This is a genomic window from Acinetobacter sp. YH12155, assembly GCF_013418255.1.
Classification (GTDB): domain Bacteria; phylum Pseudomonadota; class Gammaproteobacteria; order Pseudomonadales; family Moraxellaceae; genus Acinetobacter; species Acinetobacter indicus.
This window is the reverse complement of record NZ_VPCK01000002.1, coordinates 49,902-68,867: the sequence shown is the minus strand read 5'-3', so window position 1 is coordinate 68,867 and position 18,966 is coordinate 49,902. Positions and strand designations below refer to the sequence as shown.

Below are 18,966 nucleotides of genomic sequence, written 5' to 3'. Positions count from 1 at the left end.
GTGCTTTGGCATCTTCTGCTGCATATCCCATTTGGTTTTTCTGGCGGATTTGCTTTAGAAGATGCGTCTTGATCTTGAAGGTTATGCCTGCATCACCGGAATCCGGCTTTCATCACGCTCGGCTGCCGTTTTCGGGCGAATCTGCCCACGCTCGGTGGCAAACTGGATGTGCGGATCGTGCTGCTGCTCGGCTTTGGCATTGATAAAGGTTTTAAAGCGTTTGCGTACTTCCGGATCTTCAATCGCAGTACGCCATTCATCCTGATAAGTACCCACCACATGCTGCATGCGACGTTCCAGTTCTGCGGCCAGACCTAAGGAATCGTGCACAATCACATCTTTCAGATAATCCAGCCCGCCTTCGAGGTTGTCACGCCAGACTGAAGTACGTTGTAAACGGTCTGCGGTTTGAATGTAGAACATAAAGAAACGGTCGATGTATTTGATTAAGGTGCTGGTATCCAGATCGGAAGCCAGCAGTTCAGCATGACGCGGTTTCATGCCACCGTTACCGCAAACATACAGGTTCCAGCCTTTTTCAGTGGCAATCACGCCCACATCTTTACTTTGTGCTTCGGCACATTCACGGGTACAGCCCGATACGGCCATTTTCAGTTTGTGTGGAGAGCGCAGGCCTTTGTAACGGTTTTCCAGGAAAATCGCCAAGCCAACTGAATCATCCACGCCATAACGGCACCAGGTGCTACCCACGCAAGATTTCACGGTACGCAGTGACTTGCCGTAGGCATGACCCGATTCAAAACCGGCATCAATCAGTTTTTGCCAGATTTCCGGTAACTGATGTACCTGCGCCCCAAACATATCCACGCGCTGACCACCGGTCAGTTTGGTGTACAGGCCGTATTCCTTGGCAATCTGGCCAATGGCAATCAGGCCATCTGGAGTCACTTCACCACCGGCCATTCGTGGGACCACCGAATAAGAACCATCTTTCTGGATATTGCCCAGATAGTAGTCATTGCTGTCTTGCAGGCCGGCATGACTTGGTTTTAGCACAAAGTCATTCCAGCAGGAGGCCAGAATATTGGCCACAGTTGGTTTACAGATATCACAGCCCAGGCCGTGACCATGTTGCTGGATTAAATCTTCAAAAGTCTTGATCTCGTTCACACGCACCAGGTGATACAGTTCCTGACGCGAATAGGCAAAGTGTTCACAAAGATGGTTATTGACCGTCACCCCTTGACGCTGCAATTCGGCTTTTAATACCTGAGTCACTAAAGGTGCACAGCCCCCACAAGCAGTTGCGGCCTGGGTACATTTCTTCAGTGCACCGAGTGAAGTTGAACCGGCTTCAATCGCCTGGCAGATATCGGCTTTAGACACGTTATTACAGGAACAGATGGTGGCGCTGTCTGGCAGCAAATCGACACCGCTACCGCCGGCTTTGGCACCTGACTCGGCAAAGCCCGGCATGATCAGGCTTTCTGGCTGTTCTGGAACTGCCAGACCATTCAGCATCATTTGCAGCAGATCGTTATATTCTTTGGCACAGCCAACCAGCACCGCACCCAGTAATCGGGTTTTTTCCGCATTAACCACAATTTTCTTGTAGATCAGCGCATCTTCATCGGCATAAAAATAGCTGAGTGAATTTGGAGTCATGGCATGTGCATCACCAATAGATGCCACATCCACACCCATCAGCTTTAATTTAGTGCTCATGTCGGCGCCAGCAAAGCAGTTCGGGTTTTGCTGCATCACATGCTTGGCGGCAATTCGAGCCATGTCATAGCCCGGTGCGACCAGACCGTAAATCTTGTTTTGCCACAGCGCACATTCCCCAATCGCATAAATATCCGGATTGGAAGTCTGACAGTAATCATTAATCACAATCCCGCCGCGCTCGCCAATGCTGAGTCCGCTTTGGCGCGCCAGTTCATCACGTGGACGAATCCCGGCAGAAAACAGGATGATATCGGTTTCCAGTTCAGCGCCATCACCAAACTTCATCACATGCTTGGCCGACGCGCCATCTTCAATTGAGGAGGTGGCTTTCTGGGTATGGACTTTCACGCCCAGATCTTCAATTTTGCTGCGCAGCACCTTACCGCCCAGGTCATCAACCTGCACCGCCATCAGACGCGGCGCAAACTCGACTACATGGGTTTCCAGATTTAGGTCTTTTAAGGCTTTGGCTGCTTCCAGACCAAGTAAACCGCCACCAATCACGACACCAGATTTGGCATTCAGACTAGCGGCTTTAATTGCATCCAGATCTTCAATAGTGCGGTAAACAAAGCAGTTTTCACGGTCATTGCCCGGAATAGGTGGCACAAAGGCATAAGAGCCCGTCGCCAGTACCAGTTTGTCATAGGCAATCACATCACCCTGATTGGTGGTGACCAGTTTATGTACCGGGTCAATAGCCGTGGCTTTGGTATTGAGGCGCAGATCAATGCCATAGGCATCGGCGAAGTCACTGCGGCATAAGCTTAAGTCTTTGGCAGACTTGCCGGTGAAGTATTCGGTTAAATGTACGCGGTCATAAGCCAAACGCGGTTCTTCTGCCAAAATGGTGATTTCAACCTCATCGCCCGCAGTTTCCAAAACCGATTCAATAAATTTGTGGCCGACCATACCGTGGCCAATCATGACAAGTTTCATACAGTTCTCCTCAATAATATTCTGTGTTGGCTTAGGCTGCGTTATTGCGTTCAACAATGGCCTGTTCGAACAGGCGTTGTTCTTTTTCTTTGTGCTCCACCGAGAAGCGAATCATCAGGACAAAACTTGCGGCAATTACCACCAGTCCGCCCAGAACCATCAGGCAGGTCTGAATATCCAGTACGCCTTTTAACAGGAAGCCTGCGGCGACTGCGCCGACGTTCCCACCAGCCCCAATAATGCCGGCCACGCCGCCCAGTGCATCGCGGTCAATAAATGGCACCAGTGCATAGGTCGCGCCGCAGGCCATGTGGGTAAACAGGGCAAAAATGGTCATGACTAAAATGGCCAGCATGGCACTGTTCATTTGCGAGAACAGAATCAGGAACAAGCCTTCCATTAAAATCATGGCAAACAGCACTTTGGTACGCCCATCCAGACCGCTTTTTAGTGCCACCTTGTCAGAGACAATGCCGCCCAATGCACGGGCAAACAGGGCCAGCAAACCGAAGATGCCCGCCGCCATACCGGCTTCTTTCAGGCCAAAGCTAAAGTGTTCGACGTAATACATCGCCACAATGTTGTGAATAAAGATTTCAATCCCGAAACAGGCAGCATAGGCACCAAATAAAATCCAGACGCGGTAGTTACGTGCAGCATGCAGCAGAATCGCCATACCGCCTTTTTTGTCGCTGCCGACCTGAATGCCCTGTTCGCGTAACTCTTTAAAGTTGCCTTGGGTACAGTCCTGAGTCAGTTTCCAGTACAGGATGCCGACAATAATCATCATGATGCCCGGTACCAGCAAAGCAATACGCCAACCCATGGCCTGCTCGACCCCAAACATCACCAAGGCAGATAACAGCAAAGGCATCAGTGCCTGGGTCGCACCACCGCCGGCATTGCCCCAGCCTGCCGTAGTGGCATTGGCGGTTCCCACCACATTCGGTGCAAACATGATGCTGGTGTGATATTGGGTAATCACGAAGCTGGCACCAATGGCGCCAATCAGCAAACGGAAAAACAGGAAAGATTCATAACTGTTGGAAGCCGCCACCCCAAACACCGGAATACTGCCGATAATTAACAAGGCGGTATAGGTTTTGCGCGGGCCGTATTTATCACACAGCGGCCCGACAATTAAGCGGACCAAAATGGTGATGGCCACCGCGGCAATATTGATATTGGCGATCTGATCTTTGGTTAGGTTGAACTCGCCGGCAATGACTGGCATTAACGGTGCGCAGGCAAACCAGGCAAAGAAACAGACAAAAAATGCGAGCCAACTCATATGGAAGGCTCTCATCGCTGAAGTTTTAAAGTTAAATAGACTTATTTTTGTCGCTTTATTCGCTTGCAAATTTGAAGACATAACCATCTCCTACCTGAACTGAACGTGTGGGTTAACCTGCTATACGGATAGCTGCATAACAGATTCGAACAGAGCGGACGTCGTTGGCCGTCTTTCAAATTTTGGGAGTCTTCTTTGACTCAGCTGGAATAATGCAGATAGCGTGCCAACTTTTTAGAAAAGCCCATTAGCTTGCTGTTTTTTATTGGGTTTTGAAAGTTATTTATTCTGGGTGAATGTATTCAGATGCTGTCTACCTCCCGATTTCACGGTTCTGGCAGCCTCCTGTTTTATTTTTTGAAGTCCCCTGCCTTATCTTGGTGCGTTTTGTTTCATGCAAGTGCATCTTCCCGTCAAGCTCAGATTTAATTTTTGATTTTAAAGGTTTTATTTCAATAAATTTGGGTTTGGCACCATCTTTGCATTATTAAAAGCACTCGTTGTACAGACTCTATTGAGAGTTGCATGCCAAAACTGAAAATCGCGTTAATTGATGATGATCTCGAGCGCGCAGAGTTCATCAAAGCCTCCTTGATTCAGCATGAATTTGAGGTGGTTGCCTGTTTAATTATCAATCATTCCAATATGTTCCATTTACAGCAATTGCATGCCGATGTAATTCTGCTGGATATGGACCATCCGCATCGGGACATTATTGAAAGCTGCGTCAGCCAGTTTGATTTACCAACCGTGCTGTTCACCAAAAACAGCCACAAAGACACCATCAAAAATGCCATTGATGCCGGTGTTACGGCTTATATTGTCGATGGGATTGATCCGGCCAAGCTGGACAGCATTCTGGAAATTTCCATCGAGCAGTTTAAAAAGCACAAAAAACTGCTGCACGACTTGGAAGAAACCAAAGGCAAACTGGCCGACCGTAAAGATGTCGAAAAAGCCAAGGTCTTGCTGATGCAGATGCATGCCTTAAGCGAAGAAGATGCCTTTGGCCTGCTACGCAAAAATGCCATGAGCCACCGGATGACCATTGGTGAAATGGCACGGCGCCTGCTCGATGCCCAGCAACTCCTGCAAAAACAATTTAAGGATTAGCCATGCATAACTTAGAAAAAACCAAACTTCAGATTGGCTATATTCCTTTGCTCGACTGCGTCGCCATTTTATGGGCCAAACAGCGTGGCTTTTTTGCCGATGCTGGCCTAAACGTCGAACTATTAAAAGAACCGTCCTGGGCCAGTTTAAGAGACCGGCTGGCCTTTGGTTTTATGGATGCCGCGCATTGCCTGTCGGCCATGTTACCGGCGGCAGCACTCGGCACCGACCAGCTGGGGATTCCGCTGCAAACGCCGCTGGTGCTAAGTACCAATCAGGCCTATATTAGCCTGAGTCAATCATTGTGTTTTGAACTGGGCATCCAGCCGGAAGATGATGCCGCACACATCGCCACAAAACTGATAAACGCCCATCAGCAACGCCCGATACAGCTGGCGCATGTGTTTCATACTTCGATTCATCATTATTGTTTAAGAGAATGGCTGGCCTTGGCCGACCCGATCCTGGCGAAAAATATTCAGCTCATTACGCTGCCACCACCGTATATGGTCGAAGCGATTTCCCAGCAGCAGATTGATGGCTTTTGTGTTGGCGAACCCTGGAATACCCAGGCCGAATTACAGGGCTATTCTAAAATATTGCTCTCGGGTCAGCAGGTTATTCCGCAAGTGGCCGATAAAGTGCTGGCGGTAACCGCAGAATGGGCCGCCCAGCATCCGAATACCTTAAATGCCATGACCTCTGCCATTCAGCGCGCGCAAGCCGAATTGCACCAGCTGGAAGATGTACAAGCAGTCTGGCAAATGCTAAATGAGGCCGGCATCATCCAGTTTCCTTGTTCCGCACAGGTCCATGTCGAACGCTATTATTTTATTCAGAATATTATTCGCAGTTTGGTGGATGAATCGTCAGCCCAGCCGCAAGCGCAGGATTTTGTCTGGCTCACCGAACAAATGTTGAAATGGGATGCGCTGGATGTGCCCGAGGTGGAGAGTGCTGCGGTCAGTCAACGCTGTATTTATCCGCTACCCTCAGGTCACGCCGAATAAAAAAGCCCGCAACGATGGCGAGCTTTTTTATGGCTATTTTTGCAGTCGACAGACTTAGTCGGCAGAAATATCTTCAAACAGCACTGAAGATAAATAGCGCTCGCCACCATCTGGCAAAATCACCACAATATTTTTACCGGCATTTTCCGGACGTGCAGCCAGCTGTGCCGCAGCCGCCATTGCGGCACCACTGGAAATTCCAACCAGAATGCCTTCCTGCGTTGCTGTCTTACGCGCAAAATCAATTGCTTCCTGGCTTGGAATGGCAATGACTTCATCAACCAGGTCTAAATCGAGGTTTTTAGGAATAAAGTTGGCGCCAATACCCTGAATTTTGTGTGGTGCCGGGCTAATCGCTTCACCACGTTTGGCCTGACCAATAATGGCCGATTCTGCCGGCTCAACCGCCACCGAATACAACGGCTGGTTCTGCACTTTTTCGAAATAACGCGAAATACCGGTAAGCGTACCGCCCGTGCCCACGCCGGCAACCAGAATATCGACCTGACCGCCTGTGGCTTGCCAGATTTCTACCCCGGTGGTTTTTTCATGAATGTCCGGGTTGGCCGGGTTTTCAAACTGCTGCGGCATGAAGTAGACATCCGGTTGCTCCGCCACCAAACGCTCGGCTTCTTCAATCGCGCCTTTCATGCCTTTGGCTGGTTCGGTCAATACCAGATTGGCGCCCAGCGCTTTTAATACTTTACGGCGTTCAATACTCATGCTGGCCGGCATGGTTAAAGTAATCGGATAACCTTTGGCTGCTGCTACAAAAGCCAGCGCAATACCGGTGTTGCCGCTGGTTGGCTCAACAATATGCATGCCAGCTTTAAGCGCGCCACGCTGTTCTGCATCGACCACCATTGCCGCACCAATCCGGCACTTGACGGAAAATGCCGGATTACGGCTTTCCACTTTGGCAAATACATTGGCTCCCCCGCCAATGACACGATTAATGCGCACCAGTGGCGTATTGCCAATGGCTTCGGCATTGTTGGCATAAACCGCAATCCCCAAATTGTCCGGGGCGGTAAAAGCTGCATCTGTTGTCATCATGTTTTCCTTAAGTCTTTTTTCATTTACCTCGCCTTCTATCATACAGGCTTCTTTAAATTTTAAAATTCGATTTCTCTAAGATTGGTTACAATAAAAACTGAATAAGTTTCACACAAATACGGCCAGTTTTTCGTTAAATTAGGTGATCACTCCATGAAATCTATTCAGTCCAGCCTATAAATCGCTGTAAACTTAGTTCAATTTTGATCTTGACTGACAACCGTGTCAGCCCACCGGCCTCAGGTTCTACTGTAAAAACAGCCCATCCGGCCCATGAAAATATTTAGGGAATGCAATGTCTAACAAGAGTTACAGCCGAATTTATCGTAACCTGACGCAAAAAATTCTAGATAAGATTGTGACCCCGCAAGTCCTGGGCAGCACCAGCGAACTGGAACAGAATCTGGCGCAGAATCAGCTACATACCCGTATCTGCTATGTACTGCAAGACGCTTCTTTAAGTAATACCGTACTGATTGATAAAGAAGCGCAAGCACGTGGTCTGCCTTCGGTATTTTCACCGCTGATTTTAGGCCAGTACAATGAAGATAACTCGATGCTGGCACTGAATGAGCAGGATCAGCCACATGACAGCTATCATTATTCAGCCCGACTGATTCGTCTAATTGAGGCCTTGCAGCAGCATCCGGATCAGGATGTGCAGCTAGTGCCGGTAACTGTGCTCTGGGGTCGTGCGCCGGAATATGAAGATTCCTGGTTTAAAGCGCTGTTTGCCGATGCCTGGGCCAAACCGAACAAGCTGAAACAAACCCTGAATATTTCCTTATATGGCCGTGAAAACTATATTGAGTTTCACAAGCCGGTATCGTTAAGAGCTTTGCTGGAAACTGCGCAGACCGAACGCCCGAACTTTTCTCCGGCGCATTTTGTGGTGCAAACCCTGGACCAGAACTTTAACCAGTATAAAGAAGCCATTTTAGGCCCTGACCTGTCCGACCGCCGCAACCTGATCAATAAACTGATGAAAACCGAGGCGGTGCAACAGGCGATTCGTAAAGAAAGTATTGATAAAAAAGTCAGCATGTTTGAGGCAGAAAACCGCGCCAAAAGCTATCTGACCGAAATTGTATCGGACTTTTCCTATTCGACTTTACGCTTTGCCGAGCTGGCACTGACCAAACTCTGGACCCAGCTCTATGACGGGATTGAAGTGCATCATTTCGATACCGTGCGTGAACTGGCCAAAGACTATGAAATTGTCTATACGCCGTGTCATCGCAGTCATATTGACTATCTGCTGCTGTCCTATGTGATTTTTAACCGTGGCCTGATGGTGCCGCATATTGCTGCCGGCATTAACCTGAATTTACCGGTGGTTGGGCAAATTTTACGTGGTGGCGGTGCCTATTTTATTCGCCGTACCTTTAGTGGTAATGCACTATATACATCGGTATTTAAGGAATATCTGCACAGCCTGCTGTCGCGCAATACCCCGCTGGAATATTTTATTGAAGGTGGCCGTTCCCGTACCGGCTTATTGCTGCCACCGAAAAAAGGCATGCTGTCGATGACGGTGCAAAGCCATTTACGCGGTGCCACCAAACCGATTGCCTTTATTCCGACCTATTTTGGCTATGAAAAGCTGATGGAAGGTACCTCTTATTTAAATGAGCTGAATGGCAAGCCCAAAGAAGCTGAATCGTTATGGGGCATTTTGAACTCGGCGCGGAAAATTGAAAAAGTATTTGGCCAGGTCTATGTCAACTTCGGCGAACCGGTGTTCCTAGACAATATTCTGCAACAGAATCAGGCCGATCAGATTCAGCTTTCAATTCATGATGAATTGCCGCGCCCGGTCATCAACACGGTTGATCAGGCAGCACGGGAGATTCTGGAAAATATCAATAAAGCGGTGGTCATTAACCCGATTTCGCTGATTTCCACCATCTTGCTGAATGCACCGCAACACGCCTTAAGCCAGGATAATTTACTGCGCCAGATTGAACAGTATCGTGAGCTGCTTAAAGCGACGCATTATGATGATCGCATGATTATCACCCAGCTGTCGGCACCGGAAATTATTGAATATGCGCTGAAACTGAAACAGGTTGAGCATTATCAGCAGGATAACCAGACCTGGATTCGTGTGGCCGAGAGTCAGCGTATTTTACTCAGCTACTTTAGCAATAATATTCTGCACTGCTTAAGCTTACCGGCACTGATTGCCCTGCTCGTGCAGGATATGCCGGCGATCACCACAGCGCAGCTTAAGCAGCACGTCAGCCGCTTATATCCATTCTTGAAATCGGAGCTGTTTTTAAAATGGTCGGCCACAGAACTTCCTGCACAGATTGACCGTATTCTCGACAGCATGCAGCAACTGGGCTGGATTGAGGTATCGGAGAACATTCAGCTGCTTGAACTCCAAGCAACACATCCAATGCATAGTCTGGCAACGCTGGCACGCAGCAGCCTGAACAACTTTGTGCTGATTAGCCAATTATTGCAGGAATATGCCGAGCCGTATCAGTTAGATTTAAAAGCGCTGGAAAAAATGGCCAAAACCGTATTTAAACGGCTGGCAGAGTCAGGCAATTTAAACAGCGGTTATTACTTCGACAGTGCCACGTTAAAGAGCTTTATGGGCAGTTTACAACAGCTTGGACTGCTGGAGATGCAAGGTCAGCAGTTACAACTGAAACCACAATTTGATACAGAAATATCAGATTATCTGGGCTGGTATGCCCCTGAGCTGCAACAGCAGATTGCAGATAAGCTGCTGTTCTCTGAGAAAGAAATCAAACAGTTTAAAGAGTATAGTAAAAAATAAAGTATCAGATTCTCAGATATTATTGTGATACTAATCACACGATCTTATCAGTTAATTTGATATATTTATTCACAAAAAACAATGGGGTTTTGGCGCTTTTATTCAGCGCTTTGCCCCGACTCGCTCTATACTAGCAGCAACGTGTTTTAGAGAAATTAACTATGAGTGATGGTCTTGAAATAGACGTAATGCGTGATTCTGCTGAAACTGTCGTAACGATTTTAAAATCGCTTGCCAATACCGACCGTCTATTGATTCTTTGCCATCTTTCCCAACAAGAGTTGAATGTATCGCAAATTGAGGAAATTACTCAAATTCGCCAGCCAACCTTATCGCAACAGCTGATGATGCTGCGTAAAAGTGATGTGGTGAACACCCGCCGAGACGGTAAACAGATTTATTACACCATTAAAGATCCGAAACTGGTTGAAGTTCTCAGCACACTCTATCGACTGTATTGCCCGGCTACCCCACTTTAATAAATTTTGCATAGGCAGATTTCTTAGCATTTTTTATGCATAATATATCTAAATTTATGATTTAGATTTTTATATGTCAGATTTTAAGTCACGCCTGCTCGATCGTTTACCCGCCTGGCAATGGTTAAAACATTATAATACCGTGACCCTGAAATCTGACCTGCTGGCCTCGCTAATTGTCATTGCGATGCTGGTGCCGCAAGGTATGGCTTATGCCATGCTGGCTGGTCTTCCACCGGTGATGGGACTGTATGCCAGTGTACTGCCGATGATCATCTATGCCTTTTTCGGCAGCAGTCCTACGCTTTCGATTGGCCCGGTGGCCATCATCTCCATGATGACCTTTGCCACTTTAAATCCCTTATTTGAAGTCGGCTCTCCGGTGTATATTCAAGCCGCCTGTCTGCTGGCGCTGATGGTTGGGGTCATTTCCCTATTGCTCGGTATGCTGCGCTTTGGCTTCCTGATCCAGCTGATCAGCCATCCGGTTATTAAAAGCTTTATTATTGCTTCGGCACTGCTGATTGCACTGGGCCAGTTAAAGTTTCTGTTTAATGTGCCGTTACAAGCCAACAATATTCCAGAATTTGTGCTGAGTGTCTTTGAATATATCGGCCTGATGCATTGGGAAAGCCTGATCTTTGGTATCGCATCCATTCTGTTTTTGGTCTTCATGCCGAAGTTTTTTAATCTGGAAGCAGTCAAACAGCGCCTCGGGGCCAGCGGATTTATTATTAAATCTTTACCGCTGGTGCTGGTGGTGGTCTCCATTGCCCTGGTCTATTTCTTCAATCTGCAACAGGTCGGCATTAAAACTGTCGGTGAAATTCCTTCCGGTTTCCCGGCGCTGTCGATGCCGTTCTGGAATATGGAGCTGGTACTGCAACTGTTACCCGGCGCCGCGATGATTGCCATGATCAGCTTTGTGGAGTCATTATCCATTGCCCAAGCCACCGCCTTGCAGCAACGTAGCCAGCTGAATAGCAATCAGGAACTCATTGCCTTGGGTGCAGCCAATATTGGGGCCGGCCTCAGTTCAGCCTTTCCGGTGACCGGCAGCCTATCACGTACCGTGGTCAATGCCGATGCTGGCGCCAAAACCTCTATGGCTGGCGTGCTGTCATCTTTGTTTATTGTGCTGGTCAGTCTGTATTTCACCGGTTTTTTCCGTGATCTGCCACTGACTGTACTGGCGGCAACCATTATTGTGTCAATCTGGAAACTGGTCGAGCTAAAACCGTTTATCGACACTTGGCGTTATTCCAAGGCTGATGGTCTGGCGATGTGGATTACCTTCTTCGGCGTGTTATTTATTGATATTTCTACCGGGCTGATTATCGGGATTGTTTCAACCTTTATTCTGCTGCTGTGGCGTATTAGCCGGCCGCATATTGCCGAAATTGGACTGGTCGAAGGCACCCAGCATTTCCGTAATATCCAGCGTCATCAGGTCATCACCTCGGCCAAAGTGCTGTCGATCCGGATTGATGAAGACCTGACCTTTTTAAACTCCAATACCTTAAAAGGTTTCCTGATTAATGCAGTCAGCCAGAAACCGGAACTGGAGCATGTGGTAATTAACGGTTCCAGTATTAGTGCCATTGATTTAAGTGCGCTGGAAATGCTGGAAGATCTGGACAATGAACTGAGAAAACTGAACATCCAGCTGCATTTTTCCGAAGTTAAAGGCCCGGTCATGGACAAACTGCAACGCTCTAAATTACTGAATCATTTAAGCGGTAAAATTTTCCTGACCCATTATCAGGCCATTCGCGAGCTGAGTCCGGACATCACCTAAAATGCCGGCACTGCCTGCTTTTCAGGCAATTATTCGCCCTAAAAAGCAGGCATAAGCATAAAAATATGAAAAAATCATGACTTTTGCATAGCTTAATTTTTCGAATATTCTATTTAAAAACAGCCATTTGATTTTTATATGAATTTTTTTTGTAAGCTATTTAAATTTTCGGTATAAAATACATCGCTAATTTTTCCCTATATTGTCCGTAATTCAGACAAGGCCTTCCTATGTTCTCAGCATATCTGCGCTTGAGCTTAGTCACTCGAATTCTGATCGCTATCATTTTAGGTGTGATAGTTGCGGTGGCTTTTCCACAATTTGCGCCCTACTTAAGCCTGCTCGGCGATTTATTCATTAAAGCGCTTAAATCCGTGGCACCGATTCTGGTGTTTGTCCTGGTGTTATCCTCTATTGCCAATTTCAAAGTTGGCCATAGTGCGCATATCCGCCCGATTATGCTGATGTATGCCGCAGGTATGTTCCTGGCTGCCCTGGCTGCAGTAATTGCCAGCAGCCTGTTCCCAAGCACGCTGTTCCTGGATATTCCGGCCAATACCGACATGCAACCACCGGGCAGTCTGGCTGAGATTTTAAAGAATCTGCTATTAAGTTTTGTGGCTAACCCGGTAACAGCAATTAGTGAAGCCAACTTTATTGGTATTCTGGCCTGGGCTGTGGCTCTAGGTGTGGCCTTCCGTCATGCAACAGACAATACCAAAGCCTTCCTGACCGATGCTGCAGATGCTGTGAATAAAGTGATCCGTCTGGTCATTAACTTTGCGCCGTTTGGTATTTTCGGTCTGGTGGCGGTGACTTTTGCCGAATCGGGTATGAGTACGCTGGTTAGCTATGCACAATTATTAACTGTGCTGATTGGTACCATGATTTTTGTGGCGCTGGTGATTAACCCGATGATGGTGGGCTTTGTCACCCGTTCCAATCCGTATCCACTGGTATTCAAATGTTTACGTGAAAGTGGTATTACCGCCTTCTTTACCCGCAGCTCTGCCGCTAACATTCCGGTGAACCTTGATTTGGCCAAACGTTTAGGCGTACAGGAATCAACTGCCAGTGTCGCCATTCCATTGGGTGCTGCGATTAACATGGCTGGTGCTTCTGTAACCATTACTGTGCTGTCACTGGCGGCGGTGAATACTTTAGGCATTCAGGTTGACTTTAGCACCATGCTGATTTTATCCGTGGTCGCAACAGTTTCGGCTTGTGGTGCATCAGGTGTGGCCGGTGGTTCATTGCTGCTGATTCCGGTGGCATGTGGCCTGTTCGGAATTTCATCGGACATCGCCATGCAAGTGGTGGCCATTGGTATGGTGATTAGCGTGTTGCAAGATTCAACTGAAACTGCACTAAACTCATCTACCGATGTATTATTTACTGCCGCAGTTGATCGTAGTTTGCGTTAATATATGCACTACGTCTGTTGATTAATCAATGAATTATGCCATTTCAAAAATTACCGCTCTGGGTTCAGCTGGGTGCATTTTTTCTTTCTGTGAATGCAGGAATCATTAATGTTCTAGGACTGGTGACTGTGTTGCACCAGTCCGTTTCCCACATGACCGGTAATGTCAGCATGCTGGCAATGGCACTTTTGGACTGGCAATGGTCACAGGTAATTTATCTGTTTCTGGTCGTTGTCTGTTATGTGATTGGTTCATTTTATAGTGGACTTATCTTGGGAAATAGCCACTTTCTCCTCGGACGCCGTTATGGGCTGCCGCTGAGTTTAGTGGCTATTTTTATTCTGCTGTGCTGGATTTTACTGCCGTATTTCCCGCGTTATGCATTGCTCTGGGCCTGTGTAGCGATGGGCGTTCAAAACGCCATGATCAGCTATTACAAAGGCACCATCATCCGGACCACGCATTTATCCGGGGTATTGACCGATTTGGGTCTGGCCTTGGGCTATCGCGTGCGTGGCCTGCATGTTGGCAAACGCCGGGTGATTTTGCACCTGCTGATTTTAATTGGCTTCTTTATTGGCGGTCTGGTTGCGACAGCGGTTTATCCTTTATTACAATTAAACTCTTTCCTGGTGCCGGTGGCTTTAAGCTTTAGCTTAAGTCTGGTGTACTGGGTGATTTATTTTCGTTATCGACATTTTCAGAAATAGTTCGGACATTTTCTCATGGTCAAAAATGCATTACAGGCACAGTTACTCAAAGCAGGGTTAGTCGATAATAAAAAGGCTAAAAAACTGTCTAAACAGGCAGTACATGAGCAGCGCACAGGTGTGAGTAAAGATGCTGAAGTAAAAGCCAAAATCGAGCAGGACAAACAGCAGAAAATGGCCCGTGATCAGGCGCTGGAACAAGAGAAAAAAGCCGCCTTGCAGGAAAAAGAGCTAAAAGCCGCCATCATGCAAATGATCAACCAGCATAAAATCCGCGACACCGATGGCGACAGCGTGTATCAGTTTATTGATGGCACCATTAAAAAAGTCTACATCAACCAGCAGATTTATAATGCACTGGTGGCCGGAAGTCTGGTGATTGCCAAGGAAAATGAAGCTTATGCCTTCTTGCCAAAAGCGTTGGCGGAGCGTATTAACCAGAAAATGGAAGGCTTTATTCTGGTGAATAATTCACAAAGCAACGCGGATACCACCGATGAAGAAGATCCGTATGCTGCTTATGTCATTCCTGATGACCTGATGTGGTAAGCACTACAAAGAAAACCGGCTTGGGCCGGTTTTTTTATGGGCCGTTTCATGTGATTCAGAGCCGATTAAACGTAAGCAGATGCACAGGATATGTATAAAAATTTTATTAGAGGTTATAAATTTAAACATAAACCTTTAAACTCTATCACATTTTTAAAATGAATTAAGCGAGGATCACTTGGAACAGTTTGACGTCATCCAGAATCTGCAAGACTGGATAGATCAATACCCATGGCTAGAAATGCTGTCATCTCTCAGTATTGTGATTTTATTGGCAATTATTGCCAATTTTATTGCCAAGCAGGTGGTGGTACGTGGCATTCGCAAGCTTATCTCCAAACTTCCTTTTGCCCACAACGAAATTATTGCCGAACACAGCGTCATCCGCCGTATTGCCAATATTGTACCGGCGATCGTAATCATGAACGGGATTACCACCGTTCCACATTTGTCCGATAAAGCCATCACCTTTGTACAGATGGGTGCGCAGGCCTTTATCTTCCTGACCATTGCCCTGGCCATTGGCGAATTGCTGAATATCTTTAACCTGATTTACCAGCGCAATCCCAAGTCACGCAATAAACCAATCAAGGGCTATTTGCAGCTGGTCAAGCTGATTATCTTTATTGTCTGCGGTCTGATGATTCTGGGCACTTTCCTGAAAAAAGATGTATTCACCTTGCTGGCCGGTTTTGGTGCCATGGCTGCGGTGCTGATGCTGGTGTTCCAGAATACGATTTTATCGCTGGTGGCTTCGGTACAGATTGCCTCTTATGACATGGTGCGTTTAGGGGACTGGATTGAAATGCCATCTTTAAATGCCGATGGTGATGTCATTGATATGTCATTACATACCGTCACAGTACAGAACTTTGACAAGACCATTACCACCATTCCGACCAACAAATTAATTACTGACACCTTTAAAAACTGGCGCGGTATGCAGGAAGCCGGTGCACGCCGGATTAAACGTTCGATTCATATTGATCAGAGCAGCGTGCATTTCATGAGCGCTGAGGAACAGGCCAAGCTGAAAGAGTTTATTTTGCTGGATCAGTATTTAAATACCAAAGCGGAAGAACTGGAGAAGTTTAACCAGCAGCTAAACAACCATGCTCAGTACAATCATCGTCGTCTGACCAATCTGGGGACATTCCGTGCCTATGTTGAGTTTTATCTTCAGCAGCATCCGGGCATTAGCAAAAACCAGTCCCTGATGGTACGTCAGCTACAACCGACCAGCGAAGGCTTACCACTGGAGATTTATGCTTTTACCAATACCACGGTCTGGAAAGAGTATGAAAATATCCAGTCAGATATTATGGATCATTTACTGGCAATTATTCCGGAGTTTGGTTTACAGGTGTATCAGGCGCCATCTGGAACCGATTTTAAAGAGTCGTTTAAAGCATCTTAAGTTTTTAGACTGAAACTAAACACATGAGAACCCACCGCTTGGTGGGTTTTCTTTTTCATCTTCCCTTTCGAATGTATCAGACTCATTTCCCTGTTCTTTCTTACCTAAACACTGCCCGCTGATGTTTACAATGACACAGCATTGCAGCACGCTGTTTTTACGTATACTGAAATTAAGCTTATAAAAGAAAGAGGTACATCCTGCATGAAAATTAAAATGCCGTTAATCTTCGCCAGTGTTCTGCTTGCACTTTCAGCTCCTGCCTTTGCGGATGATGACCAGAAAATTATTGCGCAAGCAGCAAAAAATATTATGACCACTGCGCAGGCACTGAAAGCCGCAGATGAAACACCAGTTACGGTGTATGGCACTATTCATAAACATATTAAAGATGAAATGTACCAGCTTCAGGATCAGACCGGCATCATCCATGTCGAAATTGATCATGATCTGGCGACACCGGCGCAATTGCTGAATCCGGGTAAAAAAGTCCGGGTGGTCGGTGAAGTGGATACACACCGTTATAAACCAACCGATATTGATGTAGTCGAGATTGAAATTCTGTAAGTTTCAGGCAGATATTTTCTGATCGAAGCTCGCAAAAAAATATGAGGTTTCTTTCAACTGCAAAGCCTTATTTATCTGCCTGATTTTAAAGCAGCACCGCCCTGAAAAGTTTTACTTTTCTTTTAAACTGGGTATTCTTGGCAATAAATCTGTTGTTTATCTCGCAAGCGGTAATCGTGATCAGTAGCGCATTGAATAGAACATGCTCTTCGTCTGTACAAGCCGCATGGCCGATACCAATGATGATCATCAATCTGCTTGCTCAAAAGGACATTGTGTATGTTTAAGTGGTTCGAGAGCCTGGTTAATCCATACCCCACCAAAGGTTTAAATAAACCACTACCTACCCGTTTTTTTCCTTTTGTCTGGCAGGCCGCGCGCGGTGTTCGTCCGTACTTATTGCTATTGGTGCTGTGTACCGCAGGTGCGGCAAGTTTTGAAGCCCTGCTCTATGCCAAAATTGGCGAGCTGGTGAACTGGCTCAGTCAAAGTCAGCCAGATACCTTTCTGGCCGAACATCAAACCAATCTGACTATTCTGACTTTTATCCTGCTGGCCAATATTTTCTTTGCTAGTTTGCAATCCATTATCAAACATCAGATTTTATATAGTAATTTCCCGATGCGCCTGCGCTGGCGTTTTCACAACTTACTGCTGCGTCAAAGTCTGGATTTTTTCCATAATGATTTTGCCGGGCGGCTATCGGCCAAAGTCATGCAAACAGCGCTGGCGGTACGAGAATTCTGGATTATTCTGGGCGATATGCTGGCCTATGTGGTGATTTACTTTATTACCATCAGCGTGGTGTTAGGCGCCATTTCACCTATGCTGATTATCCCGTTGCTGGTATGGCTGGGCCTGTTTATTGCCGCAGCCAGTTATTTTATTCCACGTTTAAGCAGAATCTCCAATAGCCAGGCTGATGCCCGCGCCGTCATGACCGGCCGCGTGACCGATGCCTATACCAACATCCAGACCGTGAAACTGTTTGCCCATGCCGGCCGCGAAAGCCAGTATGCCAAAGAATCCATGCAGGAATTTATGGTCACGGTCTATAAGCAGATGCGTTTGGGCGCACAGTATGAAATCAGCATTAACCTGCTGACGGTTGTGCTGTATGTCGGTGTGCTGGGTACGGCGCTGTGGTTATGGATGAATGGCCAGGCAGAACTCGGCATTATTGCCGCCACCACCGCCATGATTCTCAAGCTGAACAGCATTGCTGAATTTATGATGTGGCAAACCTCGGCGCTGTTTGAAAATGTCGGTACCATTCAAGACGGGATGAAAACCCTCGGCCGCCCGATCACAATTGAAGATAAACCGGATGCCAAAACCTTGAATGTCGCGCAAGGTGAAATCAAATTTGAAAATGTCAGCTTTGCCTATAATGACAAAAACGTAATTGAGCAGTTTAACCTGACCATCCGTCCGGGTGAAAAAATCGGGATTGTCGGACGTTCCGGTGCCGGGAAATCGACCCTCATCCAGCTGTTACTGCATTTTTATCAGATTAATCAGGGCCGGATTCTGATTGATGGTCAGGATATTGTCGATGTCACCCAGGACAGCCTGCGTAAGAATATCGCGCTGGTAACACAGGACACGTCGCTGCTGCATCGTACCGTGGCTGAAAATATTAAATATGGCCGCCCTGATGCCAGCGATGAAGAGATGTATGCTGCAGTGGCCAAAGCCAAGGCTGAAGAATTTATTCCGCAGCTGACCGATTTACGTGGCAAACGCGGTTATGAAGCCTATGTGGGTGAACGCGGCGTGAAACTGTCGGGCGGACAACGTCAGCGGATTGCGATTGCCCGGGTATTCTTAAAAGATGCGCCCATTTTAATTCTGGATGAAGCCACCAGTGCGCTGGATTCTGAAGTTGAAGCCGCAATTCAGTCCAGTCTGGATGAACTGATGCAAGGTAAAACCGTTATTGCGATTGCTCACCGTTTATCGACCATTGCGCAGATGGATCGCCTGATTGTGCTGGATCAGGGTCAGATTGCCGAACAAGGCACGCATGATGAACTGGTGGCACTGAACGGAATTTACGCTCAGCTGTGGCAACGCCAAACTGGTGGCTTTCTGATTGAGCAACAACAATTAAAGCAAAAACAAGGAACCTGA

Annotated in this window: 14 protein-coding genes; 11 read left to right on the top strand and 3 right to left on the bottom strand. The window is 47.0% G+C overall.

From position 1 onward, the window contains the following. Positions 1-81 precede the first annotated feature (81 nt). Both nirB and FTU86_RS01740 read right to left on the bottom strand, forming a co-directional pair. Positions 82-2,628 (bottom strand): nitrite reductase large subunit NirB, encoded by a 2,547-nt coding sequence (gene nirB / locus FTU86_RS01745; RefSeq protein WP_168397682.1) that lies wholly within the window; start codon positions 2,626-2,628, stop codon positions 82-84. A gap of 31 nt (positions 2,629-2,659) precedes the next feature. Beyond that, positions 2,660-4,000: an MFS transporter gene (locus tag FTU86_RS01740; RefSeq protein WP_005178146.1), complete on the bottom strand. Its 1,341-nt coding sequence runs from the start codon at positions 3,998-4,000 to the stop codon at positions 2,660-2,662. A 444-nt stretch (positions 4,001-4,444) separates the two neighbouring features. Here FTU86_RS01740 and FTU86_RS01735 point away from each other — a divergent pair, with 444 nt between their 5' ends. Further along, positions 4,445-5,032: an ANTAR domain-containing response regulator gene (locus tag FTU86_RS01735; RefSeq protein WP_180036371.1), complete on the top strand. Its 588-nt coding sequence runs from the start codon at positions 4,445-4,447 to the stop codon at positions 5,030-5,032. A 2-nt stretch (positions 5,033-5,034) separates the two neighbouring features. Continuing rightward, a complete protein-coding gene (locus tag FTU86_RS01730; protein WP_180048404.1) occupies positions 5,035-6,042 on the top strand; it encodes an ABC transporter substrate-binding protein in 1,008 nt (335 codons plus the stop codon). Between the two features lie 54 nt (positions 6,043-6,096). On the opposite strand, the gene cysK is transcribed toward FTU86_RS01730, so the two are convergent. Continuing rightward, positions 6,097-7,095 (bottom strand): cysteine synthase A, encoded by a 999-nt coding sequence (cysK, locus tag FTU86_RS01725; RefSeq protein ID WP_180048403.1) that lies wholly within the window; start codon positions 7,093-7,095, stop codon positions 6,097-6,099. A 298-nt stretch (positions 7,096-7,393) separates the two neighbouring features. On the opposite strand from cysK, the gene plsB reads away from it, so the two are divergent. The 9 genes from plsB (at position 7,394) to FTU86_RS01680 (ending at position 18,966) form a co-directional block, all read left to right on the top strand. Further along, positions 7,394-9,889, top strand: coding sequence for a glycerol-3-phosphate 1-O-acyltransferase PlsB (gene plsB / locus FTU86_RS01720; RefSeq protein WP_104471367.1), 2,496 nt, complete (start codon positions 7,394-7,396; stop codon positions 9,887-9,889). Between the two features lie 161 nt (positions 9,890-10,050). Beyond that, positions 10,051-10,368 carry a helix-turn-helix transcriptional regulator gene (locus tag FTU86_RS01715; RefSeq protein WP_005178157.1) on the top strand — a complete coding sequence of 106 codons (318 nt, stop codon included), beginning with the start codon at positions 10,051-10,053 and terminating at the stop codon, positions 10,366-10,368. 73 nt (positions 10,369-10,441) lie between these two features. After that, positions 10,442-12,166: a SulP family inorganic anion transporter gene (locus FTU86_RS01710; RefSeq protein ID WP_180048402.1), complete on the top strand. Its 1,725-nt coding sequence runs from the start codon at positions 10,442-10,444 to the stop codon at positions 12,164-12,166. Positions 12,167-12,396: 230 nt separating this feature from the next. Continuing rightward, the gene (gene sstT / locus FTU86_RS01705; protein ID WP_180048401.1) at positions 12,397-13,590 is read left to right on the top strand and encodes a serine/threonine transporter SstT; all 1,194 of its coding nucleotides are present in this window, start codon (positions 12,397-12,399) and stop codon (positions 13,588-13,590) included. Between the two features lie 35 nt (positions 13,591-13,625). Beyond that, positions 13,626-14,300 (top strand): YoaK family protein, encoded by a 675-nt coding sequence (locus FTU86_RS01700; RefSeq protein ID WP_005178167.1) that lies wholly within the window; start codon positions 13,626-13,628, stop codon positions 14,298-14,300. 15 nt (positions 14,301-14,315) lie between these two features. Continuing rightward, positions 14,316-14,849, top strand: a complete 534-nt coding sequence (locus FTU86_RS01695) for a DUF2058 domain-containing protein (RefSeq protein WP_016658090.1) — start codon at positions 14,316-14,318, stop codon at positions 14,847-14,849. Between the two features lie 178 nt (positions 14,850-15,027). Further along, the gene (locus FTU86_RS01690; RefSeq protein WP_016658089.1) at positions 15,028-16,266 is read left to right on the top strand and encodes a mechanosensitive ion channel family protein; all 1,239 of its coding nucleotides are present in this window, start codon (positions 15,028-15,030) and stop codon (positions 16,264-16,266) included. 204 nt (positions 16,267-16,470) lie between these two features. Then, positions 16,471-16,833 (top strand): NirD/YgiW/YdeI family stress tolerance protein, encoded by a 363-nt coding sequence (locus FTU86_RS01685; RefSeq protein ID WP_075166578.1) that lies wholly within the window; start codon positions 16,471-16,473, stop codon positions 16,831-16,833. Positions 16,834-17,112: 279 nt separating this feature from the next. Further along, positions 17,113-18,966, top strand: a complete 1,854-nt coding sequence (locus FTU86_RS01680) for an ABC transporter ATP-binding protein (protein WP_005178171.1) — start codon at positions 17,113-17,115, stop codon at positions 18,964-18,966.